This is a genomic window from Thalassospira sp. MCCC 1A01148 (assembly GCF_001613795.1).
GTDB lineage: Bacteria > Pseudomonadota > Alphaproteobacteria > Rhodospirillales > Thalassospiraceae > Thalassospira.
Map to the genome: position 1 here is coordinate 35,145 of NZ_LPVZ01000004.1, position 26,763 is coordinate 61,907.

At 54.7% G+C, this 26,763-nt stretch carries 26 protein-coding genes; 9 read left to right on the plus strand and 17 right to left on the minus strand.

The window, feature by feature from the left end; translation table 11 throughout:
- Window positions 1–29: 29 nt before the first annotated feature.
- From phnN to phnG, 8 genes are read right to left on the minus strand one after another with little or no spacing between them, the layout of a single operon-like run.
- Window positions 30–635, minus strand: coding sequence for a phosphonate metabolism protein/1,5-bisphosphokinase (PRPP-forming) PhnN (gene phnN / locus AUQ43_RS01425; RefSeq protein ID WP_062953854.1), 606 nt, complete (start codon window positions 633–635; stop codon window positions 30–32).
- A complete protein-coding gene (locus AUQ43_RS01430; protein WP_062953855.1) occupies window positions 632–1,774 on the minus strand; it encodes an alpha-D-ribose 1-methylphosphonate 5-triphosphate diphosphatase in 1,143 nt (380 codons plus the stop codon). Before AUQ43_RS01430 ends, phnN begins: the two co-directional genes overlap by 4 nt.
- Window positions 1,767–2,471 carry a phosphonate C-P lyase system protein PhnL gene (gene phnL, locus AUQ43_RS01435; RefSeq protein WP_062953856.1) on the minus strand — a complete coding sequence of 235 codons (705 nt, stop codon included), beginning with the start codon at window positions 2,469–2,471 and terminating at the stop codon, window positions 1,767–1,769. Before phnL ends, AUQ43_RS01430 begins: the two co-directional genes overlap by 8 nt.
- Window positions 2,472–2,485: 14 nt before the next feature.
- Window positions 2,486–3,259: a phosphonate C-P lyase system protein PhnK gene (phnK, locus tag AUQ43_RS01440; protein WP_198157131.1), complete on the minus strand. Its 774-nt coding sequence runs from the start codon at window positions 3,257–3,259 to the stop codon at window positions 2,486–2,488.
- Window positions 3,260–3,267: 8 nt separating this feature from the next.
- Window positions 3,268–4,194 carry an alpha-D-ribose 1-methylphosphonate 5-phosphate C-P-lyase PhnJ gene (locus AUQ43_RS01445; protein WP_062953858.1) on the minus strand — a complete coding sequence of 309 codons (927 nt, stop codon included), beginning with the start codon at window positions 4,192–4,194 and terminating at the stop codon, window positions 3,268–3,270.
- Window positions 4,195–4,198: 4 nt separating this feature from the next.
- Window positions 4,199–5,332 (minus strand): carbon-phosphorus lyase complex subunit PhnI, encoded by a 1,134-nt coding sequence (locus tag AUQ43_RS01450; RefSeq protein WP_062953859.1) that lies wholly within the window; start codon window positions 5,330–5,332, stop codon window positions 4,199–4,201.
- Window positions 5,333–5,334: 2 nt separating this feature from the next.
- The gene (phnH, locus tag AUQ43_RS01455; protein WP_062953860.1) at window positions 5,335–5,958 is read right to left on the minus strand and encodes a phosphonate C-P lyase system protein PhnH; all 624 of its coding nucleotides are present in this window, start codon (window positions 5,956–5,958) and stop codon (window positions 5,335–5,337) included.
- Window positions 5,955–6,455: a phosphonate C-P lyase system protein PhnG gene (gene phnG / locus AUQ43_RS01460; RefSeq protein WP_062953861.1), complete on the minus strand. Its 501-nt coding sequence runs from the start codon at window positions 6,453–6,455 to the stop codon at window positions 5,955–5,957. Before phnG ends, phnH begins: the two co-directional genes overlap by 4 nt.
- A 133-nt stretch (window positions 6,456–6,588) precedes the next feature.
- Here phnG and phnF point away from each other — a divergent pair, with 133 nt between their 5' ends.
- Window positions 6,589–7,302 (plus strand): phosphonate metabolism transcriptional regulator PhnF, encoded by a 714-nt coding sequence (gene phnF, locus AUQ43_RS01465; protein ID WP_062953862.1) that lies wholly within the window; start codon window positions 6,589–6,591, stop codon window positions 7,300–7,302.
- A 23-nt stretch (window positions 7,303–7,325) separates the two neighbouring features.
- On the opposite strand, the gene AUQ43_RS01470 is transcribed toward phnF, so the two are convergent.
- Window positions 7,326–7,961 carry a trimeric intracellular cation channel family protein gene (locus AUQ43_RS01470; RefSeq protein ID WP_062953863.1) on the minus strand — a complete coding sequence of 212 codons (636 nt, stop codon included), beginning with the start codon at window positions 7,959–7,961 and terminating at the stop codon, window positions 7,326–7,328.
- A 23-nt stretch (window positions 7,962–7,984) separates the two neighbouring features.
- On the minus strand, window positions 7,985–8,932 hold the full coding sequence (locus AUQ43_RS01475) for a LysR family transcriptional regulator (protein ID WP_062953864.1): 948 nt from the start codon (window positions 8,930–8,932) through the stop codon (window positions 7,985–7,987).
- Between the two features lie 104 nt (window positions 8,933–9,036).
- Between AUQ43_RS01475 and pcaH the strand changes: the two genes are divergently transcribed.
- From pcaH to AUQ43_RS01500, 5 genes are all read left to right on the plus strand, one after another.
- Window positions 9,037–9,750 (plus strand): protocatechuate 3,4-dioxygenase subunit beta, encoded by a 714-nt coding sequence (gene pcaH, locus AUQ43_RS01480; RefSeq protein WP_114129850.1) that lies wholly within the window; start codon window positions 9,037–9,039, stop codon window positions 9,748–9,750.
- Between the two features lie 3 nt (window positions 9,751–9,753).
- Entirely contained in the window at window positions 9,754–10,383 is a 630-nt protein-coding gene (gene pcaG, locus AUQ43_RS01485) for a protocatechuate 3,4-dioxygenase subunit alpha (RefSeq protein ID WP_062953866.1), read from the plus strand.
- 192 nt (window positions 10,384–10,575) lie between these two features.
- Entirely contained in the window at window positions 10,576–12,246 is a 1,671-nt protein-coding gene (locus tag AUQ43_RS01490) for a GGDEF domain-containing protein (RefSeq protein ID WP_062953867.1), read from the plus strand.
- A gap of 48 nt (window positions 12,247–12,294) precedes the next feature.
- Window positions 12,295–13,044, plus strand: coding sequence for a type I methionyl aminopeptidase (gene map / locus AUQ43_RS01495; RefSeq protein ID WP_062953868.1), 750 nt, complete (start codon window positions 12,295–12,297; stop codon window positions 13,042–13,044).
- A 27-nt stretch (window positions 13,045–13,071) separates the two neighbouring features.
- Window positions 13,072–13,605: a hypothetical protein gene (locus AUQ43_RS01500; RefSeq protein WP_062953869.1), complete on the plus strand. Its 534-nt coding sequence runs from the start codon at window positions 13,072–13,074 to the stop codon at window positions 13,603–13,605.
- A gap of 102 nt (window positions 13,606–13,707) precedes the next feature.
- Here AUQ43_RS01500 and AUQ43_RS01505 read toward each other — a convergent pair whose 3' ends face one another.
- Together AUQ43_RS01505 and AUQ43_RS01510 are read right to left on the minus strand one after the other, a co-directional pair.
- A complete protein-coding gene (locus AUQ43_RS01505) occupies window positions 13,708–15,900 on the minus strand; it encodes a malate synthase G (RefSeq protein WP_062953870.1) in 2,193 nt (730 codons plus the stop codon).
- A gap of 203 nt (window positions 15,901–16,103) precedes the next feature.
- Window positions 16,104–17,543: an MFS transporter gene (locus tag AUQ43_RS01510; protein ID WP_062953871.1), complete on the minus strand. Its 1,440-nt coding sequence runs from the start codon at window positions 17,541–17,543 to the stop codon at window positions 16,104–16,106.
- Between the two features lie 442 nt (window positions 17,544–17,985).
- Between AUQ43_RS01510 and AUQ43_RS01520 the strand changes: the two genes are divergently transcribed.
- Both AUQ43_RS01520 and AUQ43_RS01525 read left to right on the plus strand, forming a co-directional pair.
- Window positions 17,986–18,942 (plus strand): TAXI family TRAP transporter solute-binding subunit, encoded by a 957-nt coding sequence (locus AUQ43_RS01520; protein ID WP_062953873.1) that lies wholly within the window; start codon window positions 17,986–17,988, stop codon window positions 18,940–18,942.
- Between the two features lie 74 nt (window positions 18,943–19,016).
- Entirely contained in the window at window positions 19,017–20,783 is a 1,767-nt protein-coding gene (locus AUQ43_RS01525; protein WP_062953874.1) for a TRAP transporter fused permease subunit, read from the plus strand.
- A gap of 77 nt (window positions 20,784–20,860) precedes the next feature.
- Here the strand turns inward: AUQ43_RS01525 and AUQ43_RS01530 are convergent, their stop codons facing one another.
- The 4 genes from AUQ43_RS01530 to AUQ43_RS01545 all read right to left on the minus strand — a co-directional run bounded on the left by AUQ43_RS01530 (window position 20,861) and on the right by AUQ43_RS01545 (window position 24,716).
- Entirely contained in the window at window positions 20,861–21,052 is a 192-nt protein-coding gene (locus tag AUQ43_RS01530) for a PLD nuclease N-terminal domain-containing protein (RefSeq protein ID WP_062953875.1), read from the minus strand.
- Window positions 21,053–21,173: 121 nt separating this feature from the next.
- Window positions 21,174–22,358, minus strand: coding sequence for an NAD(P)/FAD-dependent oxidoreductase (locus AUQ43_RS01535; RefSeq protein WP_062953901.1), 1,185 nt, complete (start codon window positions 22,356–22,358; stop codon window positions 21,174–21,176).
- 82 nt (window positions 22,359–22,440) lie between these two features.
- Complete coding sequence (locus AUQ43_RS01540) at window positions 22,441–23,547, minus strand: GGDEF domain-containing protein (protein ID WP_232310550.1); 1,107 nt, start codon at window positions 23,545–23,547, stop codon at window positions 22,441–22,443.
- A gap of 152 nt (window positions 23,548–23,699) precedes the next feature.
- Complete coding sequence (locus AUQ43_RS01545) at window positions 23,700–24,716, minus strand: GGDEF domain-containing protein (protein ID WP_062953876.1); 1,017 nt, start codon at window positions 24,714–24,716, stop codon at window positions 23,700–23,702.
- A gap of 208 nt (window positions 24,717–24,924) precedes the next feature.
- On the opposite strand from AUQ43_RS01545, the gene AUQ43_RS01550 reads away from it, so the two are divergent.
- Complete coding sequence (locus AUQ43_RS01550; protein ID WP_062953877.1) at window positions 24,925–25,884, plus strand: tetratricopeptide repeat protein; 960 nt, start codon at window positions 24,925–24,927, stop codon at window positions 25,882–25,884.
- 83 nt (window positions 25,885–25,967) lie between these two features.
- On the opposite strand, the gene AUQ43_RS01555 is transcribed toward AUQ43_RS01550, so the two are convergent.
- On the minus strand, window positions 25,968–26,645 hold the full coding sequence (locus tag AUQ43_RS01555) for a D-lyxose/D-mannose family sugar isomerase (protein ID WP_062953878.1): 678 nt from the start codon (window positions 26,643–26,645) through the stop codon (window positions 25,968–25,970).
- Window positions 26,646–26,763 lie beyond the last annotated feature (118 nt).

Sequence of the window (26,763 nt, forward strand, 5' to 3'; positions counted from 1 at the left end):
ATTTTTGTTTGCCGGTGCCAGTGCCAGTCCTATGCCCGATTTGCGATGGGTTGTGGCAGTTCAAGTGCCCGAATGAAGCGCAGGATACCTGTTTCAAGGTCGGCGTCATTATCGACATGCACAACATAATCGCCGTCTACCTGATAGGCCGATGCTCGCGCAAGGCGGCGTTCGATATCAAGGGCGTCTTCACGGCCCCGTGCTTCAAGACGTTTGCGCAGGGCCTCAGCGCTGGCGCGTATATTCACGACCCGGACATTTTTCCGACCGACAAGCTCGCAGGCATCCTCGATCACGCTGCGTGACACATTGACGATGACGGTTTTGCCCGCCTCGACTTCCTCAAGAACATGGCGCGGGATGCCATACCCCAGATCATGTGCCTTCCAGCTCAGAAGGAAGGCGCCTTGGCGCGCCATCTGCCCGAAATCTTCGGGGCGAACGGGAATGTGGATTTCGCCAACTGTTCCGGCCGGTCGGGTGATGCAGCGTCGCGGGAAACAGAATTGCTTGTCTTGGGCAAGTCTGTCCCGGGCTGCATCAAGAAGGGTGTCCTTGCCAACGCCACTGGGGCCGACGACAAGGACCAGAAGTCCGTATCCGGTCGGGCCATTATGGTCATGGCCCCCGGTCATGATACCCGCACACCTTCACGCCAGACACCGCGCACAATCGGATGGTGCGGGGAATGGTGTACGCGGATCAGGTCGCCGCGCTTGCCAAGTGCGATTTCACCGCGATCATCAAGCCCGACCTGGGTCGCCGGGTTAAGCGACACGGTGCGAATGGCACGCGGCAGGTCGTAGCCTTCGAACTCGTCAAACAGCTTCATCGCGCCGTGCAAAAGACTGTGCGGCACATAGTCGCTTGAAATGATGTCGAGGTAACCCTGCTTTGCCAGATCACCGGCAGCAACATTGCCGCTATGTGATCCGCCGCGTACAAGGTTCGGCCCGCCCATCATGACACCAAGCCCACCTTCATGCGATGCCTTGGCAGCCTTAAGCGTGGTGGGGAATTCGGCCACTGTCATTTTATCTGCGACGGCCTCGGCCACATGGGCCTCGGTGGCGTCATCGTGGCTGGCGAGGGCCAGACCCTTGGCATGGGCCTGTTCGACCACATGACGGCGATGCTTCTCGGAATAAAGCTCGGCATCGCGACGGCGGGTGGCGATGAATTTGCGCATTTCCTCGTCGTTCAGGCCATATTTTCCCTGATAGTAGGTGTAATAAGCATCAAGACTGACGAACTGGCGCTGACCCGGTGTGTGGTCCATTACCGAAAGCATGCTGACCAGTGGCAGATCAATCAGTTGACCAAGGGCCTCGACCATGCCGGGGAAGGATGTTTCGCAACGCAGATGGAGCTTGTGATCAGCGCGCAGCAACTCATTTTCCAGCGCGTGTTCAAGTGCGGAGACCGATTCAATCAATCGTACAATGCGTTCAGACCCTTCGTTGACATCGCCGATGGATACCGCATCAAATACGGTGGTGATCCCGGCACTGGCGACCTGATTGTCATGGGCGACAACGGCGGCTGTGGCCGGCCAGCGGGTCTTGGGTCGCGGCGTCAGATGTTTGTCGAGATTGTCGGTATGCAGCTCGACCAGGCCCGGCATCAGATAATCGCCACCCATGTCCTCGGCACCCGGGATGTTGGACGGTCGATCAGAAACATCGCTGATCTTTCCGTCCTTGACCTGCACGGCGCCCTCAATGACTTCGTTTGCCAGAACCAGTTTGGCGTTGGTAAAAATCTGTTCAGTCATTGGCCCCAACTTTAAAGGAAGTCACATCAAACGACCCGGTGCAGACTGCATCACGGGTTTCATGGTCGTGGAAAATACCGGCAATTGCCGCACCACGGCTTTTGGCTTCTTCAATCAGCGCCAGAACTGTGGCGCGATTTTGGGCGTCAAGCGATGCGGTCGGTTCATCAAGTAGCATGATCGGATAGTCGGCAATAAAACCACGCGCAATATTTACGCGTTGCTGTTCCCCGCCCGAAAAGGTCAGCGGCGAAAGCTGCCAAAGACGTTCGGGGATGCGCAGTCGGGTCAAAAGGTCGCGTGCCTTTTCGGTTGCAGTTTCCCGATCCGTGCCAAGGGCCACCAGCGGTTCGGCAACGATATCAAGGGTTGGCACCCGCGGGATCACGCGCAGGAACTGCGACACATAGCCAAGCGTGCGCTTGCGGATTTCCAGTACCGAATGCGGGCTGGCGGTGGTGATATCAAGCCAGTCGTCATCATGGAACACCTTGATGGACCCCTGAGAGCATGTGTAATTGGCATAAAGCATGCGCATGAAGGTACTTTTCCCCGAACCGGATTCACCGGTCAGCGCGATGCAATCGCCAGCCGAAAGCATGAATTCAATACCTTCAAAAACCGGGATGGTCACGCTGCCCTGAGTGTGGAGGGTAAAGCTTTTGGCGACGTTTTGAGCATGAAGCATTTCAGACATTTTCTTCGCCCCGGTCAGTTTTGCAGAATGGAAGAAACAAGCAGCTGCGTATAGGGATGCTGCGGGTCGTCAAGAACCTGATCGGTCAGGCCATGTTCAATGACCTTGCCCTGTTGCATCACCATCAGCCGGTGCGAAAGAAGTCGGGCGACTGCCAAATCGTGGGTGACGATGATCACCGCAAGATTAAGATCGTGAACCAGCCCGCGCAGCAGATCGAGCAATCTGGCCTGAACGGAAACATCAAGCCCACCCGTGGGTTCGTCCATAAAGACGAGGCGCGGGCTGGTTACGAGGTTGCGGGCAATCTGCAAACGTTGCTGCATGCCGCCCGAAAAGGTCGATGGCAGGTCATCAAGGCGCTCTGACGCGATTTCAACCTTGCCAAGCCAGCTGTTCGCATTGCTGCGGATGTTGCCGTAATGACGGTCACCAATCGCCATCAGTCGTTCGCCAATATTGGCCCCGGCACTAACATTCATGCGCAAACCATCACGCGGGTTCTGATGCACAAAGGCCCAATCGGTGCGCATCAAAAGGCGACGCTGGGCTTCGGACATCTGATAGACATCGCGCACGCCATCAATGCGGGTCTGGTATTCAACCTTGCCTTTGGTCGGCTCCTGCTGGGCGGAAATGCTGCGCAACAAAGTGGACTTGCCTGATCCGGATTCGCCAACAATGCCAAGCACTTCACCGGGGCGGAGTTCAAAGCTGACATCCTTGCAGCCAACCCGATCGCCATACATCATGGTCAGGTCTTCAACGCGCAGAAGCGGTTCGTTCATCTGGGTCATTATTCTGCTGCCTTTCCGCGATCTGCGCTACCTAGGGGTTGGTCGTGATGTTGCGGGCCGCGATGGCCTGCTTCCTGTCGTTCCGCGCAGTAATCGGTGTCTGAGCAGACAAACATCCGGTTGCCCTGATCATCGAGGATGACTTCATCAAGGTAACTGTCGCGGGCACCGCACATGCCGCATTTGTCTTCCCAGGTCTGGACTTCGAAAGGATGGTCCTCGAAATCGAGGCTTTTGACCTTGGTGTAGGGCGGCAGGGCATAGATGCGCTTTTCGCGACCAGCCCCGAAAAGCTGAAGGGCGGCCATATTGTTCATTTTCGGATTGTCGAACTTTGGTGTTGGCGACGGATCCATCACATAGCGATCATCGACCATCACCGGATAGGCATAGGTGGTCGCGATATGGCCATGACGTGAGATATCTTCATAAAGCTTCACATGCATCAGGCCGTATTCTTCAAGCGCATGCATCTTGCGCGTTTCGGTTTCGCGCGGCACAAGGAAGCGAAGCGGTTCCGGGATTGGCACCTGATAGACAAGAACCTGATCTTCGCGCAGTTCCTTTTCCGGAATGCGGTGGCGGGTCTGAATGATCGATGCCTCGGCGGTTTTTTCCGTGGTGGCGACCTGTGCGGTCTTGGCAAAGAACTGACGGATGGAAACCGCGTTGGTGGTGTCATCCGCCCCCTGGTCAATGACTTTCAGCGTATCATTCGGGCCGATTACGGCGGCTGTTACCTGAACGCCGCCTGTGCCCCAGCCATAAGGCATTGGCATTTCGCGCCCGGCAAACGGCACCTGATACCCCGGGATCGCAACGGCCTTAAGCAGGGCGCGCCGTATCATGCGTTTGGTCTGTTCATCAAGATAGGCAAAATTATAGTCCGGTGCCCCGTCGGCCGGATTTTTGACAGTCTGTTCCATGGGGTTACTCCGCGGCCTCGGGTTGGGATGTGCCATTTTCGGCGTCGGACTTTGCCAGACGTTCCTCGACCTCGGCGCGCATGCGGCGCACCAGCTCAAGTTCGCCCTGGAAATCGACATAGTGTGGCAGCTTGATATGTTCGACAAAGCCGGTGGACTGGACATTGTCGCTATGTTCCATCACGAACTCGCTGTCCTGTGCCGGGCCCATGATCTGTTCGCCCATTTCATTGGCGCGCATGGCACGATCCACCAGGGCCATCGAAATGGCCTTGCGTTCGTTCTGACCAAACACAAGACCATAGCCACGGGTGAATTGCGGCAGCTTGGTTTTTGATCCCTTGAACTTGTTGACCGTCTCGCACTCTGTCAGTTCGATGTCACCGATATCAATTGCAAAGCCGAGTTCCTCGGGCTCGATCTCGACCGAAACGGTGCCATAGCGGATTTCACCGACAAAGGCGTGACTGTTGGCGTAACCGCGCTGGGTGGAATAGCCGAGTGCGAGAACAAATCCTTCATCGCCGCGCGACAGGTTCTGCAAACGCAGATCACGACCAGCCGGGAATTTAACCGGCTCGCGGGTCAGGTCGGCGACCGGGGCGTTTTCATCAACCGGAACCGGTTCATCCTGAATAAGACCTTCATAGTTCAGGATGTCATCGAGAACGCGAGGCATATTTTCATCGACCGGCTGTGCACCACTTGGTGCCTCGGTCGGTGCTTCACCATTGGCCATCAGGGTGAAATCCAGCAGACGGTGCGTGTAATCAAAGGTCGGGCCCAGGATCTGTCCGCCGGGCAAGTCCTTGAAGGTTGCCGAAATGCGACGTGAAACATCCATCTCGGCGGTTTTGATCGGTTTGGAAAAGGCAAAACGCGGCAGCGTCGTGCGATAGGCCCGCATCAAAAAGATCGCCTCGATCAGGTCGCCACGGGCCTGCTTGATGGCAAGGGCGGCCAGATCGCGATCATAAAGCGATCCTTCGGCCATGACGCGGGTGACGGACAGCGACAGTTGCTGTTCGATCTGATCAGTTTCGATTTCGGCAATATCCGTATCGCCCCGGCGCTGCTCGGCCAGAAGCTTGTGCGCATTGTTGATGGCGCGTTCGCCACCTTTTACTGCAACATACATGATTAGTTGACCTCGATCCGGGTGGTGCGCGACAGGGCGGCGATCTGGGTTTCGCTTGCGAAAATCACATCAACGCCGCACGGAAACAGGTGATGGTTCTCTGCCCGCCATGCGTGAAAGCTTTCGGGAAGCCCCTTGACCGCAAGGCTGTGCGTATCCTTGATGCCCGGACCCTTAAGGGTCATGGACGGTTGATCGGAAATCTCATCGACCATCAGGATCAGGGTTGCCGATTGATCCGGATATTCCGCATTTCCAATGGCAAGGTCTGTGACGAAGGACAGATCATCGGAAATGCGCGCAATTGCAAAGTCAGCCTGTTTGACATCCGTGCTGATCGGGCAGCCGCAATGGAATTTCAAATGATCGCCGGCGGCCTTGGTCACGCAACTTGGCGATAGCCAGATGGTCGTATCCATATCGGCCATGGCAAGAAGCGTTGCAGTGGCGGCTTTGTTCAGGCCATCGGGGGCGGATACGGCGACCGGCAAATCATAAATGCGACCCGGACGCGACATGGCATCAAGCAGGGCGCGAAAAACAGCGTTTGAATCAAAGGCCGTATGATCAAAACCGGGCAGCAAGTCACTTGTCTGGGCGCTGGTTGATTGGGGTTGGGGCGTCATTCGTCTTCTCCGCGGACAAGGGTGAAGAAATCAACTTTGGTGGCGGCAACCTTGCGGGCATGATCGCGTTTGGCGGCGGCCTGTTCGGCAGCTAGCGTATCGATAAAGTCGCTTGCCGATCCGTCGCGCAGCATGACCGCATCAAACAGGGCGGCATATTGTGCCTGAATACGATCACGTCCCTTGACGTAGGAATGCCCGACCGTGCCGTCAGCCAGCGTCACCGCACAGCGTGTCACGGTCATTTCACCAAGGTTGAAACGCTGCCCGGCGCCACCGGCACGGCCGCGTACCATCACCATGCCAATTTGCGGTTCGCGCAGGTGGGTCCAGCTTTCGCTGCTGTGATTTTCCGACCACTGGGTTTCAAGCCGGGCGCGCGATGTGCGCGCCAGAACCGCCATCCATTTCTGCCGCGCAGCGATTTGCGGATCGGTGTGGGTGTCTGCGTTCCGGTTCTGATCGGTCCGGGCATTCTGGGCGGGGTGCGCCGTCATCAAACTGATCCCTTTTTATCTTATGTCGACAAATCTAAAATTTGTCTAGACGTCTATACCTATTGACGTTATAAGGCGATCCAGCACCTTTGGCAAAGGTCTTGCGGTGAAAGTTTTATGAACGGGAAATGCAATGGATTGGGAACCGGGGCTATCCATCTGGAAGCAAATAGAAAAGCAGCTTCTGGCTGACATCTCTGATGGTGTCTTTGCACCCGGCGACAAGATGCCGACCGAGATGGAACTGGTCCGGCGTTTTGGCGTTAATCGTCATACGGTGCGCCGCGCCATGGCCGCATTGGTCGATTCCAATGTGGTCCGTGTCGAACAGGGACGCGGCGCATTTGTTCAGGAACAGATCCTTGATTATCCGCTGGGCTCAAAAACCCGCTTTTCACAAATTGTATCGGGCCGTCATCGCTTGCCCGACAAACGCCTTGTTTCGTCAGAAGTTCTCAAGGCCACTGCGACAGTTGCACAGTTTCTGGACGTCAAACCTGGTACGCGGGTGATTGAGCTGTTCTCGGTTTCAGAGGCCGACGGTGTGCCACTTGCGGTGGCAACAAGTTATCTGCCAGCTGCAAGGTTTGACGGGATTGTCGAGATATTTGTCGAGACCAAGTCACTGACCGAGGCCTTTAAACGCTTCGGGATTGATGATTACAGCCGCAAGACCACCCGCATTTCCGCGACCCTGCCCTCATCGCGGGTTGCAAACCTGCTTAAGCAGGCGCGCAACCGACCGGTGATTTCGACCGAAAGTGTAGACGTCGATTCTGCTGGCGTGCCGATTGAATACGGTGTCACCGCCTTTTCAAGCGACCGGGTTCAACTGATCGTCGAATAGGTCGTCGACAGATTAATGGCCTTCTAGTATTCACGTCCCGGACGGGTTTTGTAGACTGGGAAACGCAGTCCGAACTTGATCGCACTTGCCCGCATCACGAAGGCTGCGAAAAAGCCGATGACGGCAATTGGCCCGCGCGGCAATTCAAGGATCGCAGTGCCGACAACATAAATAGCCGCCCCGACCAGGGCGCAAGTGATATAGATTTCTGGGCGCAGGATCAGCGGGATTTCATTACACACCACGTCACGTACCATGCCGCCGAAGGTGGCGGTGATCATACCCAGAATGACCGCGACCAGGGGCGATACACCCAGGTTAAGGCCAATGGCTGCCCCGGTAACCCCGAACATCGCCAGCCCCAGCGCATCCAGCCACAGCAAGGCGACATAGCGTCGTTCGACCAGATGGGCGGTGAAATATGTGATCACGGCAGCCCCGACACAGGTCACAAGCCAGGTGGTGTCACGGATCCAGAACACCGGTGTTTCCCCGGTAATGACATCGCGCACTGTGCCGCCGCCAATACCGGTAAAGGTCGCGATCAGGATGAACCCCACCATGTCCATCTGACGACGGGATGCCTCAAGTGCGCCGGTGATTGCAAAAACAGCAACCCCTGCCAGTTCAAGCCAATAGATGATCTCGGTAATCGTCATGACGTCCTTTGCGGGGCTCGCCCCTAAGGTTGTGAAACAGGTTCTTTGGTTGGCATGCGCAGCCGGGTTGCGGCGACATCTTCAAGTTGATCGCGTAACCAGCGATGTGATGGGTCATGCTGATAGCGTTGGTGCCAACACATGAAAATCGGTAAATCAAGCGTACCTTCTTTAAGCTCTGTCACCGGCATCGGGGCGCGGGCAAAATCGCGCAGGGCATGCTTTTGCAGAAGGCTGGGCAAGGTTGCGATCATTTTGCTTCCGCGCAGGAATTCGGCAATGGCCGTAAAGTTTGGCACCCGCAAAACGATGTTGCGTTCAATGCCCTGTTTTTCAAGCATATCATCAAATTCAAGCGTGCGGTTGTTGCCATAGCGCACCGTGACATGACGTGCGTCAAGATAGTCATCACCGCTTTGCGGCGCGTCGCGCATGTCCGGATCATAAAACACCATGTAATGATCGGTCAGCAGGCGCTTTTGCACAATATCGACGCCTTCGGGCGGACGCGGCGAAATCAGAAGGTCACAGTGATTTTCGCGCAGCAGGGCGGGTCCGGGCAGAAGTGATGGCACCACCGTCATCCGGATACTGGCAAGCGCACCTTCCAGATTGCGAAACAGGGTCGGCAGCAAAAGATCACGCTGCAGATCGTTGGCAGCAATTGTCAGGCTCATGGATGCGCCATCGGGCTCAAAATCTGCACCGCTGGCAAACGCTTGCATCTGATCAAGCAGAAACCGCGCTTGCTCGGCCAGGTTTTGTGCGTGCGCCGTGGCCACGATCCCGCGCCCGGATTTGGTGAAAAGCGGATCGCGCATGATCCGGCGTAATTTGGTCAGGTTATGGCTGACCGCAGATTGCGTCACGCCAAGCCGTTCGGCCGCAGCCGTGACCGACCCCTCTTCAAGAACGGCCAGAAACAGACGCAGCGCATGGCCGTCCAGTTCCAAATGATCAAAATTACTCATGAATAAGATGATAAATGATGCATTTATTTTATGCAATTGGCCACGCAGGATGGCCTTAACGCGGACACTGAACTGTCCGGAGCATCATCTGCGGAGGAAACATCATGGAATTTTATCAGCGTGACAGAACGCTGCAGCCAGCAGGCTACACCCCGATTTACAAGACGTCGGTCGCGCGGTCACCGCGCCAGTCGCTTTTGTCCCTTCAGGGATCCCTGTCTGAAATCACGGGTCCGGTCTTTGGTCAGAACGAACTGGGGCCGCTTGATAACGACCTGATCCGCAATTACGCCAAGGATGGCGATCCGATTGGCGAACGCATCATCGTGCACGGACGGGTTCTCGATGAAAACAACCGTCCGGTCCCCGACACGCTGGTCGAATTCTGGCAGGCCAATGCCGGTGGGCGCTATCGCCACAAAAAAGATACCTACCTTGCACCAATTGACCCGAACTTTGGCGGCTGCGGTCGGGCGCTCACCGATGAAAACGGATATTACTTCTTTCGCACCATCAAGCCGGGCCCGTATCCGTGGCGCAATTACGTCAATAGCTGGCGTCCGGCACACATCCATTTCTCGGTATTCGGATCCGGTTTCGCCCAGCGTCTGATCACCCAGATGTATTTCGAAGGCGACCCGCTGATCAAGGAATGCCCGATTGTGCATGTCATCCCGGACGAAGATGCGATTAACCGCCTGATAGCGCCGATTGATCTGAAGGGCTCCGTGCCGCTCGACACCATTGCCTACAAGTTCGACATCGTGCTGCGCGGCCGTCGTTCGACCCTGTTTGAAAACCGTCTGGAAGGAAACTGATCCATGGTGCAAAGCCTTGATTATCTCAAAGAAACAGCCTCCCAGACGGCGGGCCCATACGTGCATATCGGGCTTATTCCCAAGCAGGCCGGATTTGACATCTTTGAAACCAACTTCACCAACATTCTGGCCGATGAAAACACCTGCGGGGAGAGGATCATTATCGAAGGCAGGGTGATTGATGGCACGGGAACGCCACTTCGTGATGCGCTGCTTGAAATATGGCAGGCCAATGCGGACGGGCGCTATAACCACGAACTTGATCGTCAGAAATCAGGCAAGGTCGATGAGGGTTTCCGCGGTTGGGGCCGGACGGGAACGGATTTCGATACGGCGCTTTATCGCTTTGAAACCATCAAGCCAGGTCGGGTTTCGGGCCGCAATGGTATGGATATGGCGCCACACATCAACTTCTGGATCGTCGCTCGCGGGATCAATATCGGGCTGAATACCCGGATGTATTTTTCCGACGAACAAGATGCAAACGCCATAGATCCGGTTCTGAATCTGATCGAACAGCAACCCCGTCGAAAAACGCTGATCGCCAATCGTGATGATACCGGACCGATACCGGTTTACCGGTTTGACATTGTGTTGCAGGGCGATGGCGAAACCGTGTTTTTCGACATTTAGCCACACGCAAAACTGTACTGGGAATGCGGCAGCTGCCTTTGCGGTTGCCGCGTTTTTTGTTGGATCAACTACTTAAAAAGACGTGTCTTGATTCTTATATTCACGATCATAAAGGCGGTGTGGTAAAACAACCGCTGCTGAGGGTTTCAAAAACAAAAAAAGACCCCAGTATTGAGAGTGAGAGGATCAGCCTTGAACAAGTTGTTACAGGTCGGAATCCGCGTGCAAGTAGCGCTGGCCACAGCGCTTCTGCTGGTCGGGCTGACTGTGCTGATGAGCTTTGTCGTCGGAAAGCGATCCGGTGCTGATCTGCAAAAGCAGATTGGGTTGGGGGTTTCTGATATTGCCCGTCAGATGGCTGATGAGCTTGACCGTATCATGTGGACCCACCGTGGCGAGGTGTCGGTTCTAAGCACGCTCTCTGTTCTGCGGGAACTCAAAGATACCGAACAGATTTCCAGTATCGTCAATCGCCTTAGCCGCGAAATCCCGATCTTTACCTGGATCGGTGTGCTTGATCGTGAAGGCACGATCGTTGCTTCGACGAATGACTTGTTGCTCGGCGCCAATATTGCGCAGCGCCCGGTTTTTCAGTTTGGCAAGAACGGACAGTTCATCGGTGATGTTCACGATGCGAAATTGCTGGCTGAAAAGTTCCCGCGCTACAAAGGGGAACCGATCCAGTTTGTCGATATCGCTGTTCCGCTATTTAACAACAACGATCAGTTCACGGGTGTGCTTGCCACTCATCTGAGTTGGGAATGGGCCGATAATGTCCGCAGAACCCTTTTTGCCGGGCAGGGGATCCATCACGATGTCGATATATTCGTCATATCAGCCGATGGCACAGTCCTTTTGGGGGCTGATGGAACGCTGGTCGGATCATCGCTTGAACTTGATGCACTTCAGCAGGCGCAGCGCAACAATATTGGATGGAAGATCAGTACCTGGCCGGATGGTGAAGAGTATCTGACGGGTTATGCCCCGGCCGACGGTCACCTGGATTATGCTGGCCTGAACTGGTCAATTCTGGTGCGCCAGCCTGTCGAAGAAGCGCTGGACCCGGTGTATGACCTGCGCCGTGACATTATGGCATGGGGGTTGGCGTTAAGTATCATATCCAGCATGATTGCATGGTGGGGGGCTGGTTTCTTTGTCGGGCCGATCGGCAGGATGGCGCATTCGATTGAGGCCATGAAACGTGGTGAGATCGAACGCCTTCCCGATATTGACGGCGCAAGAGAAATCAAGATCCTGTCAAACAGTCTGAACGCGTTGCTTGCCAAGCTGACGGAAAAGGACGCAGCCCTCGGCCAGATGGAACACATTGCCCATCACGATAACCTGACCGGACTTGGCAACCGTTTGGCGCTTGATGTCTATTTCGAACATGCACTTGCCCATGCCGACCGCCACAAGACCCAACTTGCGGTCATGATGCTTGATCTTGATGACTTTAAACCGATCAATGACGAGTTTGGTCACGCGGCCGGGGATGATGTCCTGTGTGAGGTCGCAAAACGGTTGCGTCGCTGTGTGCGCGGTGGTGATCTGGTCGTGCGTCTGGGCGGTGACGAGATGGTGGTGGTGTGTCATGTCGGAAACAATGGCGAGAGCGAAGCCGCAATGCTGGCCGAGCGGATTTTGAATGACATCCAGATGCCCTTCATTACTGGCGGCAATCGCGTTTCCATTCATATGAGCATCGGCATTGCCCTTTGTCCGGTGCATGGCAAAACCATCGAAGTCCTTCTCGATAAGGCTGATGACGCCCTTTATGCTGCAAAGGCACGCGGCAAGAACTGTTATGTGCTTGTCTCTGATGATGATGTGCAGCCCGGCGGCAGGTCGTCACTGGCATGAGGCGCGGGTTTTCTTGACTTTGGTCCGGTCCATCGCAATAAGCATTTCATGACAGTTTCATCAGAAAAAGAACTCGAACATCTGCGCAAGATCGGACGCATTTGCGCCCGTGCACGCGATGTGATGGGGGCAGCTGCCGTTCCCGGGATCACCACGGCCGAGCTTGATCAGATCGGCCGTAAGATTCTTGAAGATGCAGGCGCAGTTTCAGCCCCGGAAAGCGAATATAAATTCCCCGGTGCGACCTGTATCAGTGTCAATGAAGCCGTAGCTCACGGCATTCCCGGCGATCAGGTTCTGGCCGATGGAGACTTGGTCAATATCGACGTGTCTGCGTCACTTGACGGGTATTTTTCTGACACCGGTGCCAGCTTTATTTGCGGCACAGCAAGACCCGAAATCGCCAAACTGTGCGAAGATGGCAAGAAAGCCATGTGGGCAGGTATCAAGGTCGTGCGCGACAAGGCCCCGATCCGCGAGATTGGCCTTAAAATCGAAACGTTCGCCCGCAAGGGTGGTTATACCCTGATCCGCAACCTTGCCAGCCACGGTATTGGCAAGTCGCTGCATGAACATCCCCATACCATCCCGACCTGGGATGACCCCAAGGAACGCCGGGCGCTCAAGAAAGGGCAGGTCATCACCATCGAACCGTTCCTGTCGCGCGGGGCGAAATGGGCGCTTGATAGCGAGGATGGCTGGACACTGTATGCCGATACCGGTGATGCGACGGTGCAATACGAACACACCCTTGTTGTGACCGACAAGGGTTATGAGATCATGACGCTGGGCAGTTAATGATCTCGTTCTTGGCAGGGGGGGCTGATGCGGAAAGGAAAAATTCTGACAGCCGAGAATTGGAACGCAATGGATGAGCGTTCTTCTTTTATAGAGTTTCAGAATCGGTTTGACGGAAGCCAATACTGCCTAACAGGTTCAGGCTGGGCAGAGCGGTTGCTCAGATACCCACTCAAGGCTAGTGTCCCTGACGAGATCGTAGAGCTTCAAGAAGTAGCAATTGCGGTTATGTGTTATGGATTTAACTTCTATCCTCTCTACACGCTAGGTCAGGAACAGATTACTAGAGTGCTGGAAGCTGCCATTTCTCATGCTTATCGTGCCCTTAAAGGTCCGAGTAAAAAGACTAGATATGTCGACAGGCTTGATTGGGTAGCTGCGAAGTTGAAGTTTTCAGATGATCGTTTAAAGCAGTGGCATGCTAGCCGTGCTATTCGCAACTCAGCATCTCATGCAACAAAGCAAAGCCTGTTTGGTTCGAGTGACGCTCTTAATTTTGTCCGAATCTCAAGTATATTAATCAATGAGTTGTTCGAGCAAATCGATAGTCTCCCAGACTGAGAATGCTGCATTTTATGCTGCAGCATAAAGTGCAACATAAAAGCCGCCCGAACATGTCGGGCGGCTTTTGTTTTAGCTTGGCTCAGGTGCGTGATATCGCGATCACGAACCGTATTTTGCCTTGGCTTCGCGGCGGCGCGCATGCAGAACAGGTTCGGTGTAACCGTTCGGCTGTTCGCGGCCCTTGAAGACCAGATCACAGGCCGCGGCAAATGCGACGCTGTCATCAAAGTCCGGGGCCATGTTGCGATAGGTCGGGTCATCGGCATTCTGTTTGTCGACGACGGCGGCCATGCGCTTCATGGTTTCCATTACCTGCTCTTCGGTGCACAGGCCATGATGGAGCCAGTTGGCGATATGCTGGCTTGAAATACGCAGCGTTGCGCGGTCTTCCATCAGGCCGACATCATTGATGTCAGGCACCTTGGAACAGCCAATGCCGCTGTCAATCCAGCGCACGACATAGCCCAGAATGCCCTGGGCATTGTTATCAAGCTCTTCCTGGATTTCGCTTGGCATCGGTTTGATGTCGCCCAGACGCGGGATCGACAGGATGTCGTCAAGGCTTGCACGTTCGCGTTTGCCAATTTCGTCCTGAACGGCGCGGACATCAACCTGATGATAGTGGATGGCATGCAGGGTTGCCGCGGTTGGCGATGGGACCCAGGCACATTTTGCACCGGCCTTGGGATGGCTGATCTTGGCTTCCATCATTTCGGCCATGCGATCCGGTTTGGCCCACATGCCCTTACCGATTTGGGCAACGCCCTTCATGCCGCATTCAAGACCGATATCGACGTTCCAGTTTTCATAGGCCGCGATCCAGTACTGGTCTTTCATCGCTTCCTTGCGGACCATCGGGCCTGCTTCCATGCTGGTATGGATTTCGTCACCAGTACGATCAAGGAAGCCGGTATTGATGAAGACCACGCGATCTTTTGCCGCGCGGATGCATTCCTTGAGGTTCACCGTTGTGCGGCGTTCCTCGTCCATAATGCCGACCTTAATGGTGTGCTCGGGCAGATCAATCGCCTGTTCGACAAAGCCAAACAGATCGTTGGTCAGCTCGACCTCTTCGGGGCCATGCATCTTTGGTTTTACGATATAGATGCTGCCATGGCGCGAATTCGAAAGTTCGTTATTGCCGATCACGTCGTGCTTGGCGATCAGACTGGTGACCATGGCATCAAGGAAACCTTCCGGGACTTCGTTGCCGTTGGCATCAAGAACCGCATCAGTCGTCATCAGATGACCGACATTGCGGATCAACATCAGACTGCGGCCGGGCAGGACGACTTCATGTCCATCGACACCATGATAGGTGCGGTCCGGGTTGAGACGACGTGTGATCGTCTTGCCGCCCTTTTCGAACTTTTCTTCAAGCGTGCCTTTCATCAGGCCAAGCCAGTTGCGATAGGCAAGAGTCTTGTCCTCTGCATCGACGGCGGCGATTGAATCTTCGCAATCCTGAATAGTGCTGACAGCCGATTCCATGATCACGTCGCACACGCCTGCGGCATGTTCCTTGCCGATCGGGTGGGTCGGATCAATATGGATTTCGATATGCAGGCTATGACGGCGCAGCAGAATATCGGTAAGAACACCGCCCTTTTCGTTGTAGCCGATGAACTGCGACGGCAATTCAAGTGCCGTTTCGCTGCCATCTGCCAGGGTCACAACCAGCGTCCACCAGCCAGACCCGTCTTCGCGAACTTCGTATTTGGTGGCATCGGCATGTTTGCCGCTCGCAAGCGGGGCGGCTTCATCAAGGAATTCGGCTGCATAGGCAACAACCGCAGCACCGCGTTTCGGGTTAAATGCCTTGGTCTTTTCCTTGCCATCTTCTTCGTCGATGACGTCCGTGCCATACAGCGCATCATAAAGGCTGCCCCAGCGCGCATTGGCAGCGTTAAGGGCATAGCGCGCATTCATGACCGGCACGACAAGCTGCGGGCCAGCAACCCGGCCGATTTCCGGGTCGACATGGGTGGTCGAGACATAGAGATCATCACCCTCGGGCAGAAGATAGCCGATCTCGGTCAGGAATTCCTTGTATGCTGCCGGATCGCGCGCCTGATCCTGACGGGAAAGATGCCACTCATCGATTTTGGCCTGCAATTCGTCGCGCTTTGCCAGCAGCGCCTTGTTGCGGGGTCCAAGTTCGGTGACGAGCTTTTCAAATGATGCCCAGAATTGATCAGAACTGATCCCTGTTCCCGGAATGACTTCATTGGCCACCAGATCGTGCAGAACTTTTGCAATCTGAAGACCACCTTCTTGGATGCGTTGGGTCATGTTTTCTCTCACCAGACTTGGAACTGTTGCGGGCTATCAAGGTGCTTTGCCGATTATCAAAGCATGCGTGGCAAAACCCACCCGCCTATCGTTGGTTCACAACATATGGGGTGAAACCGGGGTGGGTCCACAGCCTGTTTCAAATTTGTGGGATGTTTTCCGCATTATGGAAGCTCGCCCGGTGGGTGCCGGGCGGATGCAGTTCAGGTTTTCTTTTCGGTATCGGTGCCCGGTTGATCAGTATCACCGTCATCGTTGTCTGTTGCGGGGACCTGCCCGATATCGTCAGGATGGGCGGTTCCATCCGGCGTTAGCGTGTCTTCAACGTCATGCGGATCAAAAGGGTGTGCCTCTTCATCCTGCGCAGTGTCGGTTCCGTCATCATCATCGTCGTCTGTGGTGATGATTTCATCGGTAATTGGGGAAAGCTCGAATGCCATGGGCGTTGTACGCGGAACGGCAACGAACTGACCTTGTTCCTCGATCGAGATACGGCGACCAAAGCCTGCGCGATACATCGCAAAGCTGGCAACAGAAACGCCGATAATGGAAAACAGAACCGGCAATGCCCACGGGCCGAAATACCCGATGGCACTTGATCCCAGAAGCGGGCCACTGGCCGCCGATCCGCCATAAATGATCAAAAGACCGCCGGACGCCGGGACAATGTCCTCGGGTTCCAAATAGTCATTCACATAGGCCACAGCCAGGCCATAAACCGGCATGATGAACACACCCGTGATCCCGCCCCAGACAGACAGGTTGTCACGCACAAGGTCGGGTGCGATCAGCGGGAAAACACCACAAAGTGCCAGTCCGACCAGAACGGCAATCATGACATACTGGCGCGGTACGCTGTCTGAAAGCTTGCCAATCGGGAACTGCATGATCATGCCGCCCAGAATGACAAAGAACATGAAATAGGCGACGTCATTGGTCGCAAGTCCAAGGTCGGCCGCAAAGACCGGCCCAACGCCGTAGACTGCGCCGGAAAGCACCCCCGCACCCGATGCAGCAACAAAGCCAAGCGGCGAAATCTTATAAAGACGCCGAAATGTCATGCGGTCGCCGCTGACCGCAGAGGGTGGGGGCTGACGGGTAAGGGCAAGTGGTACGAGCGACAGGGACAGCAAGACAGAGGCAACCGTAAACAGCTCAAAGCTGCTGACCGGTGCGCCATTCAGCAACAGCTGACCAATTGCCAGCCCGCCAAGCGATACAGTCATGTAAATGGCAATGGTGCTGCCGCGCGACGTGTTATCAGCCTGTGCGTTCAGCCAGCTTTCAACAACCAGATACAGCCCCGACAGGCAAAGCCCCGTCATTGCACGAAACAGCGACCAGGTGATCGGGTCGACAAACACCGCATGCAACAGGGTGATGGCCGAGCCGGTTGATGCCAGTGCTGCAAACGTGCGGATATGGCCAACACGGTTCACAAGGCTTGCGCCCCAGACAATCCCGGCGACAAACCCGATATAGTAAGATGCCATGATGATACCGGTATAGACCGGTGCAAACCCCTCGGCAGAGGCACGCAGTGCCAGCAAGGATGATTGCAGGGATGAACCACTGTTCAGGGCAAAGGCGGCAAACAGTGTTGCAGACAATGCAATGATCAGGGCGACCGGCGAACGCGGCATGGCTTCCTCGTTTAAACGTCGTCAGGGCGGGCACCCTGCGGCAAGGGGGCGAAACCTGTCAATCCTTACAACCTATTGGCAGATAAGGGTAACAGTACAATTTAGTCTTAACTCGGCGACGGACAAGAAGTTCCTGTCAAATTTGTCCGCTTCCTTTAAGCCAGCTTGACGCACGCGCACAATGCCGGTTTTGCGCAACTGCCATGTGTTAAAGGACCATAGTTCCGGCCTGAAATCCCTTTTGATTTGTGAAAATCGCACAAGCTGCTTGACCTTGGGGGGATTGATGCTTTCTATGGACCGAAATCAGGCGCAATTTGCCAAAATCCTTGCGAAACGGGGTTGGTTTTTGCGCTTCGCCACCAGACTTTCGGTTCATCGGCAATAATCGGCATCAAAGCCCGACGATGAACCCACCATACAAGGGGAGGAAACCTTGAAAATGATGCGTACGCTCGGCGTGATTGCCGCCGGTATGATGGCCCTGTCCGTGGCAAATGCCGCGCAGGCCGAAACCCGCGTTACCCTTAAATCGGCAAAGGCAGCTTCATCCTACTATCAGATGGCCGCCCAGTTCGCCGAAGCAATGAAAACCGGCACGGATGGTGACATCATCGTCACGGTCGAGGAAAGCCAGGGTTCGGTTCAGAACGTCATGGAAGCCATGGTGCGTTCGGGCAATTATGTCTTTACCTCCCCGCCCGGCCTTGTTGGTCTGGCCCAAAAGGGCAAAGGTCCGTTCGAAGGACGTCCGACCGAAAAGTTTGACGAAGTCCGTGCCCTGTTCCCGATTCCGTCCCTGACCATGCATTTCGTTATGCGTGCTGATTCGGGTGCGACCAGCTTTGCCGACCTTGAAGGCAAAACCGTTTTGCTGGGCAAGGGGTCCTTTGGCGCGCGCGAAGGGGAAAAATACCTCAAGCTGTTTGGTCTTGAAGGCAAGGTTGATCTGGCGGACGCCGAACTGTCAAACGCTGTATCTGCCCTTAAGAACGGTCAGATCGATGGCTTTGTCACTGCGGGTTCCTGGCCCGCCCCGAACGTGATCGAAGCCGCGGCTGGAACCGATGTGAATGTGCTTTCGCTTTCCGATGATCAGCTTGCAGAAACCAAGCGTGACAAAACGGTGATCCCGGCTGGCACCTATAACGGTCAGGATAGCGACATCACCACGGCTTCGCTGTCGGTCGTGGCATTCTCCACCACGCAGATGGATGCCGATACAGCCTATGAACTCACCAAAACCTTCTGGCAGCAGAAGGCAAAAATGGGTGAAAGTTCATCCTGGTGGAACGGTGTGACCCCGGAAATGCTGTCCAACATCAATGGCAAAATGCATCCGGGTGCGCTGCGTTATTATGACGAAGTCGGCTTTGCCGTTCGTGATGATCAGCGCTAGTCGCTGATTGCATCAAACATTCAGGGCCCGGCAGTTTTGCCGGGCCATTTCTTGTCAAGCAAGCCATTTACGATATGTCAGCCTCCACTCGCCCCTTCTGGATCGCCCTTGGCGCCGTTTCGATTGCTTTTCACCTGTGGCTGATTTTCTCAGGATTGGTTCCCAATCTGGTCAGTCGGCCGGTTCATATGGCGCTGGCCCTGCCCTGGGCGCTGATCTTTGTCGCCAAAACCCGTGCCCAGAAAATCTCGGGTATTATTCTGACCATCATTGGGTTGATTGGTTGCGGCTGGATCGTCGCAAACCATCAGACCCTTGGGGATCAATACGGCTTCTTGATCGGTAATAGTCAGATTCTTCTGGCCGGGTCTTTGCTTGTGATCGTGCTTGAAATGGCACGGCGCGCCATTGGCTGGCCCTTGCCGACGGTAGCAGCGATTGCCTTGCTTTATGCATTGTTTGGGCAACACATCCCCGGCGAGTTCGGCCATGCAGGCCTGCCGGTTGAAAGCATGCTGGGCACTCTGACAATTGCCGAAGGCGGCCTGTGGGGGAGCCTGACCGGTGTCTCGGTCAATATTGTTGCGATCTTTGTGATTTTTGGTGCTGTTCTGAATGGCGGTGAAGCCGGTCAGGGCTTTATGAATGTTGCCGGTGCGGCTGCCGGTCGGCTCAAGGGCGGGGCGGCAAAAGTTTCGGTCGTATCATCTGCATTGTTTGGGTCTATATCGGGTTCGGCATCTGCCAATGTCGCCTCGACCGGGGCGATCACCCTGCCCGCAATGACCAAGCTTGGCTATCCCAAGCGCCTTGCCGCGGCGGTTGAGGCCGTGGCATCCAGCGGCGGTCAGATCATGCCACCTTTGATGGGGGCGGGGGCCTTTGTCATGGTGGAGCTCACCGGCAAGCCCTATGCCGAGATTATGGTTGCGGCGATTTTGCCAGCGGTTCTTTATTTCCTGGCCGTCTGGGTTGGCATCAATGCCTTTGCCTTGCGCTTTGACTTGCCGGGCGTGCCAAAGGAAGACCGACCAAACATGCGTGCAGTCCTGATCACGTCAGGCTTCTTCCTTGTGCCATTTACCATATTGCTCTGGGGAATGTTTGGCGGTGGCTACACGCCGCAATATGCCGCCTGTCTGGCACTTTTGGCCGGGGCGGTATTGTTGTTGCTTGATGCCGATCTGACGGTTGATCTTGCGCGCAGCAAGGAACGTTTCACCAATGTGTGCCTGAATGCCGGACGTCAGGTGGCGATGATTGGCTCGATCATTCTTTGTGCGTCGATTGTGATCGGCGTTCTTGGGCTGACCGGGCTTGGCGTCAAGATTACCTCGCTTCTGATTTCCGGATCAGGCGGCATGTTGTGGCCGGCCCTTTTGTTGACTGCCCTGGCTTGTCTGATCCTTGGCATGGAAGTGCCGACCACAGCAGCCTATGTCATTTGTGTTTCGGTTGCTGGCCCGGCCTTGATTGAATTGGGACTGGAGCCGCTTCAGGCGCATTTGTTTGTTTTCTGGTTTGCTCTGCTGTCGACGATCACACCGCCGGTTTGCGGGGCTGTGTTCATTGCCGCCGGCATGGTTGAGGAAAACTGGCTTAAGGTCGCCGGATCTGCCATGGCGCTTGGCATTGGGCTTTATATTGTGCCCTTGGCCATGATCGCGAACAGTACCCTTATTGATCTTGGAAATGACCCGCTTTGGGCGGTACTTGCCGGGTTGAAGGTCGCGGTTGGTCTGACAGCCATTTCATTTGGCCTGATTGCCCCACGGCCTTTCTGGATGCGGATCGTGATGATCGGTGTTGGTGCGGCGGTGATTTTTGCCGTCGGGATTTAGCAGGGATTGCGACGTATAAAAAAAAGGCCGACAGTTTCCTGTCGGCCTTTTCGTCATTAGGTAAGGGGCGTCTGGCCTTAAGCGGTCGCGCGGCCACTGCGCGGTCCGGCTAAGAACCAGATAATAAGGCCAAGCACTGGCAGAATAACAACAAGTACAGTCCAAAGGACTTTTGAACCGGTGCTGGCACCACTGCCCATGATATTCACGATGGCCCAGATGTCGGCAATCAGGACAAGAAGTCCAATAATCCCACCATATTCAAACATGTTCCAACCTCACATTCGTTGCAGCGGTATTCGCACCGCGCTTACAACTTAAACGGTTGGATGTCGCTGTTGTTCCCGGCGCCATAAACCGGGTTGCAGACGCAAGTGGGTAAAAGTTGTTCTAAACCACCTGTCCGGCCGACCAGCCCGACGACCACGCCCATTGGAAATTGAATCCACCAAGGTGGCCGGTGACGTCCACCACTTCACCGATGAAATAAAGACCGGGCACGTCGCGGGTTTCCATTGTTTTTGATGACAGGGCTTTGGTATCAACACCGCCGATTGTAACCTCGGCGGTGCGGTATCCCTCTGTCCCGCTTGGTGTCAGGGCCCACTGATTGACATCCATGGCAAGTTTGCGCAGTGCCTTGTCGCCGGTTTCGCCAATCGGGCGATCAAGGCCGTGGGTGGCGGTGATCATCTGGGCAAGGCGGTTGGGCAGGATGCGTGACAGAACCGTATGTACCGCCTGTTTCGGATTTTCGCCCTTGGCGGCTTTCAATATTTCAAAGGCGTCTTCTTCCGGGTTCAGGTTCACCGTAATGGCATCACCTTCGTTCCAGTAAGACGAAATTTGCAAGATCGATGGCCCGGAAAGACCGCGATGGGTAAACAACAAACCTTCGCGGAATTGCTTCTTGTTGCATTGCACGATTGCATCGACCGAGATACCTGAAAGCTCGCCTGTGCGCGCACGCAGGTCGGGATCAAATACAAACGGGACAAGGGCCGCGCGAGTTGGAATGACATTGATGCCAAACTGGCGTGCAATCTGATATCCAAAGCCGGTTGCACCGATTTTCGGGATCGACAGGCCGCCGCATGCGACCACAAGGGATTCACAGGTCCATTGCGCACCAGTGCGTGTGGTGACGTCAAAGCCGCCATCCTCGCGCTTGATGATATTCGAGATCTCGGTATTGAGCTTGATCGTCACATCGGCGGCATCGCATTCATCAAGTAACATGTCGATGATCTGAAACGACGACTCATCACAAAAAAGCTGGCCCAAGGTTTTTTCATGCCAACTGATGTTGTGACGATTTACCAGATCAAGAAAGTCATGCTGCGTATAGCGTTTTAAGGCTGACACACAGAAACGCTTGTTCTCGGAGATAAAGTTTTCCGGGCTGGTATGGATATTGGTGAAGTTACAGCGTCCACCGCCGGAAATGCGGATTTTCTGCGCCGGTTTGGCAGAATGATCAACCACCACAACGGATCGCCCGCGTTTTCCTGCTTCAATCGCACACATCAGGCCGGCCGCACCCGCCCCGATGACAAGAACATCAATCTTTTTCAAGCCCGTCAGATCCATTCATATGAGTTTCGGGCCTGCTTATACGTGGAAATCTTGCTGTTGTCAGTGCCAGCGGCGCAAATAGCTATTGGGCCGGAATGGCCTGCGTGTCGCGACTGTCCAGTCCCTGCGTTTCTGACCCAACGTCGTTGCCTTCCAGTTGCTGTTCGCCAACCACCAGATTTCGACCGTTTTCCTTGGCAAGATAAAGGGCCTTGTCCGCGCGTTCGATCAGCTTTGCTACAGGTTCTCCGGGGCGAAATTCTGCCACACCGAACGATGCCGTAACCTTGCCGATGGTGGTGTTGCCACTTTTGCTGACGACCTTGTGGCTTTCAATGTAACGGCGCAGCTGATCTCCAAACATGACGGCATTGCCAAGCTGGGTGTTTGGCAGAATGATGGCAAATTCCTCGCCGCCAAAGCGTGCTGCCGTGTCCTGGCCTTTGACATTGCGTTTAAGGGATTCTGCCATCAGGCGGATGACCTGATCGCCAATCAGATGGCCGTAGGTGTCATTGAATTTCTTGAAGTGATCGATATCAAGCAAAACCAGGCTAAGCGGTTTTCCGTCTTCCATGGCGTTCATCATGGCGTCGCGCAATTGCATGTCGAATGCCTTGCGATTGGCAATGCCGGTCAAGCCATCGGTCAGGGCTTCGCGTTTCAGGTTTTCCATATCCTCGCGCAGACGGGTGATTTCCGAAGAACTGTTGGTCAATCTGCTTTCGAGAGTACGGTTGACACCTTCCATTTCACGCGTGGCGCCTAGCAACGTGTGCAACGCTTGTTCAAGATTGCCGAGATCGCGGTCCTTGTCCCCGACATATGAACAAAAATGATCAAGAGCCTTGTTATATTTCCGCGTATCAATGCCGACCTTGTGAACGGTATTAAGGATGTTACCCAACTGTTCACGCAGGTCATTTGAAATGCGTTCGATGATTTCGCGTTCGCGCTGATCGCTAAAGAACCGGACATGAAGTTCTTCGCACTGGGCCTCATCGAACTCGCGATGGTTGCTGCGCAGAATATCTATGGTGCGGCACAGGTCGGTATTGGTCTTTGCAACATAGGTATAGAATGTCTGGAAGTTGCTCGGTTGCGAAATCACGCCGAGTTCCGCCATCAGCTTGAGTGCGGCGTCGGTATGTTGTTGTACTCTTTTGTGATTAAGGCCGTAAGCAGTCATCGAATTCCGGCAGTAGAATTACGTCGCTGAAAGTTGCGGCGATATCCTATGCAAGCGGATCCGGGAAAGTTTTGATATGGATCAGCAGTCGGTCGGGAATTCGTTGATTTTAACGCATAACGACAAATTGGTTCGGCCAGGCGTCATTTTGCTCAGGCGTTTGCTGCTCGCTTGACCGGCTCGTCTTGCAGGTCGTTCTGGTTCATGACGCAGTTTCGACCGCTTTCTTTGGCAAGATACAATGCCTGGTCAGCGCGTTCGATGACGCGGGTCAGGGGTTCGCCAAGCTGATAGGTCGCGACACCAATCGATGCGGTGATTTGGCCAAGGTCCTCGTTGCGGTTAACGCTTTTAAGGTGCAGGGATTCAATGGATGCGCGAATATTTTCGGCAACACGCATGGCGTCCGTCATGGTTGTGGCCGGAAGGATCACGGCAAATTCTTCGCCACCATAACGGGCCGTGGTGTCACGTCCCTTGACGTTCTCCTGCAGTGACTTGGCCAAGGTTCGGATGACCTGGTCACCTGCCTGATGCCCATGCCTGTCGTTGATCCGTTTGAAGTGATCAATATCAATCAAAAGGATGCTGAGGCATTCACCACCTTCCATTGTTGCCATCGCAGCATCGCGCAGGCTTTCATCAAAGGCCTTGCGGTTGGCGATGCCTGTCAGCCCGTCGGTGTGGGCTTCGCGCTTCATTTCCTCAAGATCAAGGAGCAACTGTGTAACTTCGGCCGGGGGCTGCTCTGCATTGTTGCCAGCCGTCTTGCCGTGTTGTGTGGTTGACGGTTTGCCAATGCTCAAAAGGTCGCTGGTTGCTTGACGCAAATCGGCGGTGCTGATCTGTTCTTTGCCCGCACACAGACGATTCACAAGATCGGATACCTGTTGGTGCACATCGCTTGTGACAGTCTCGCGCAGAAGCTCGATCCGGTCCGGCTCGATAAACCGCAGATACAGTTCATGGCATTTCAGATCGTCCAGCGCGCGCTTGTTCGTACGCAAAATATCAATCAGCGCAACAAGATCGTCGTTCGATTTTTCGAAATAGGCAAAGAGTACAGCGAAATTGATCGGGTTTGCGCTTAAGCCCAACTCATGGATCAATTCCAGTGCTTGACGCGACAGCGCATATGAACGCTGACGGTATTGTTCTTGCTGCGGCATTCCGGGAAACCTGAAGGAGCATAATCGTAGGGACGTAGGCACTTCTTTAAGTCTTGAACGCGTATTTTGCACCTGCGTTATATCAGTCTTGCCATATGCGCGTACAGAGTGCGCAGGTTGTAATTTTATTGGTTTGTTCAAGCATGTTCGATAGGTTCAATAATGAGGAAACTGTCTGAAATCGGACAAGAAAAAGCGGGAAGACAATATGCGGAAACATCTGGCTTTGGTTGCTGCGCTGACAGTGGTGTTGGGGTTTGTCCTGTATGGTGGCACCGCAGTCGCGCAAAGCAGCGATTCGTCTGAGCAGACATCGGTAAATGGTCAGGTCACCGACAGCACGACCAATAACCCGGCAATCGATTACCGCCCGCTATCTGCCGAAGAACGCTCCAACATGCCGCCCTTGATGGAACGTTATGTTCTTGATGAATTGAAAAATCTCCGCACTGAAATGCAAGGCATGCGTGCCGAATTGCTGCGTGAGGTGGTCAACCGTCAGCTGGAGGCCATCGACAAGGCGATTTCCTATTCTTCAAACACCGTGACTTATTTTTTCTATTTCGTGGCGGCGGTCGGTGCGCTTTTGACCATGCTGGGGTGGCAGTCCCTGCGTGAGTTGAAATCAAGTGTGCGCAATCTGGCCAATACGGAACTGCAACGTCTGTCACAGGAATTCGAAGGACGCTTGACGTCACTTGAAAACGAACTTCTGCTGAAGTCCAAGCTGATCAATGAACACCAGCACGAGATCGAGCGAACCCAAACCATTCATGCCCTTTGGCTACAAGCCAACCAGCTTAGTAATCCGCGCGCAAAGATTGAAACTTATGACAAGATTCTTGAACTGGCCCCGGGCGATCCGGAAGTCATGGCTTACAAGGCCGATGCGGCGTTGCAGCTTGGGGACCGGGACTGGGCATTAAGTCTTTGCAACCGATTGCTCGCAGAGGAACCCGAAAGCGCCAATGGCCATTACCAACGGGCCTGTGCCAATGCCGGTCTTGGTTTCAAAGAGGCAGCACTGGCGGATCTCAGCCGTGCGGTCGAACTTTCTGATTCCATGCGCCAACCGGCCTGGAACGAGGAAGAGTTCGAACCCCTCCGCGATATGCCGGAATTCACCGAAATCCTTGGCAGCAAGGAAGACTTGCCACCAGCAGAGTAACGTCGGAACGGTTCAAACCCGCGATGCAAAAAAGCCCTGCAACATTGCTGCAGGGCTTTTCCAATGCAGGATGATAGCTTTGCTTAGCTGCTTGGCAGTTCGTTCCACAGCGGATGGATCGGCGCGACATCTTCTTCGATTTCGGTAAAGCGTGCATCGCAATCAAAGAAATAGTTGTCGGTCAGATCGTCATTGACCTGCGAAACTTCACCAACGATCACCGGACCTTTGCCCTCTTCACCATAGAAGCGATGCACAAGGGTACGCGGCAGGGTCACGCTTTGACCCGGCTCCAGAACAACCTTGCCACCGGCTGGCAGGATATTGAGTTTGCCATCGGTGCGGACACGGACGTCGTTTTCGCGGTCCATCTGGCCATCTTCGGTCAGGTTGCAAAGTTCGATCACAAGGTTGCCGCCACCGCGCACGATGATGTCTTCCATTTTGACCTTGTGGTAATGCCACGGGCATTCCTGATTTTCGCCAACGATCATGATTTTTTCAGCATAGGGCACTTCGCCCGGCTGGCGCAGAATACCATTGCGCAGGCAAAACAGGATCAGGCCACGCTTGTCGAAATTGCCTTCGCCGTAATCGGTGACGTCCCAGCCCATCTGATGGTCGCGGCACCATTTGGCCAGATCGGGTTCGGCTTCCCACTGCGCCGGGCTGTAATGGGCCCATTCCGGCAGTTTGAACGCGATGGATGCGTAAAGTTCCTTGGCATGCTCGATACAGGCATTGATTTCAGAACGCAGCATGGGTGACCTCTTGTGGCATTGTGGGTGGTGCTTGGCACGAATGATTTAGCCGGGTTTTACCACGCCCGGATAGTGAATGCGACAGTTTTTGAATGCATTCAAATGATTTTGATTTTTG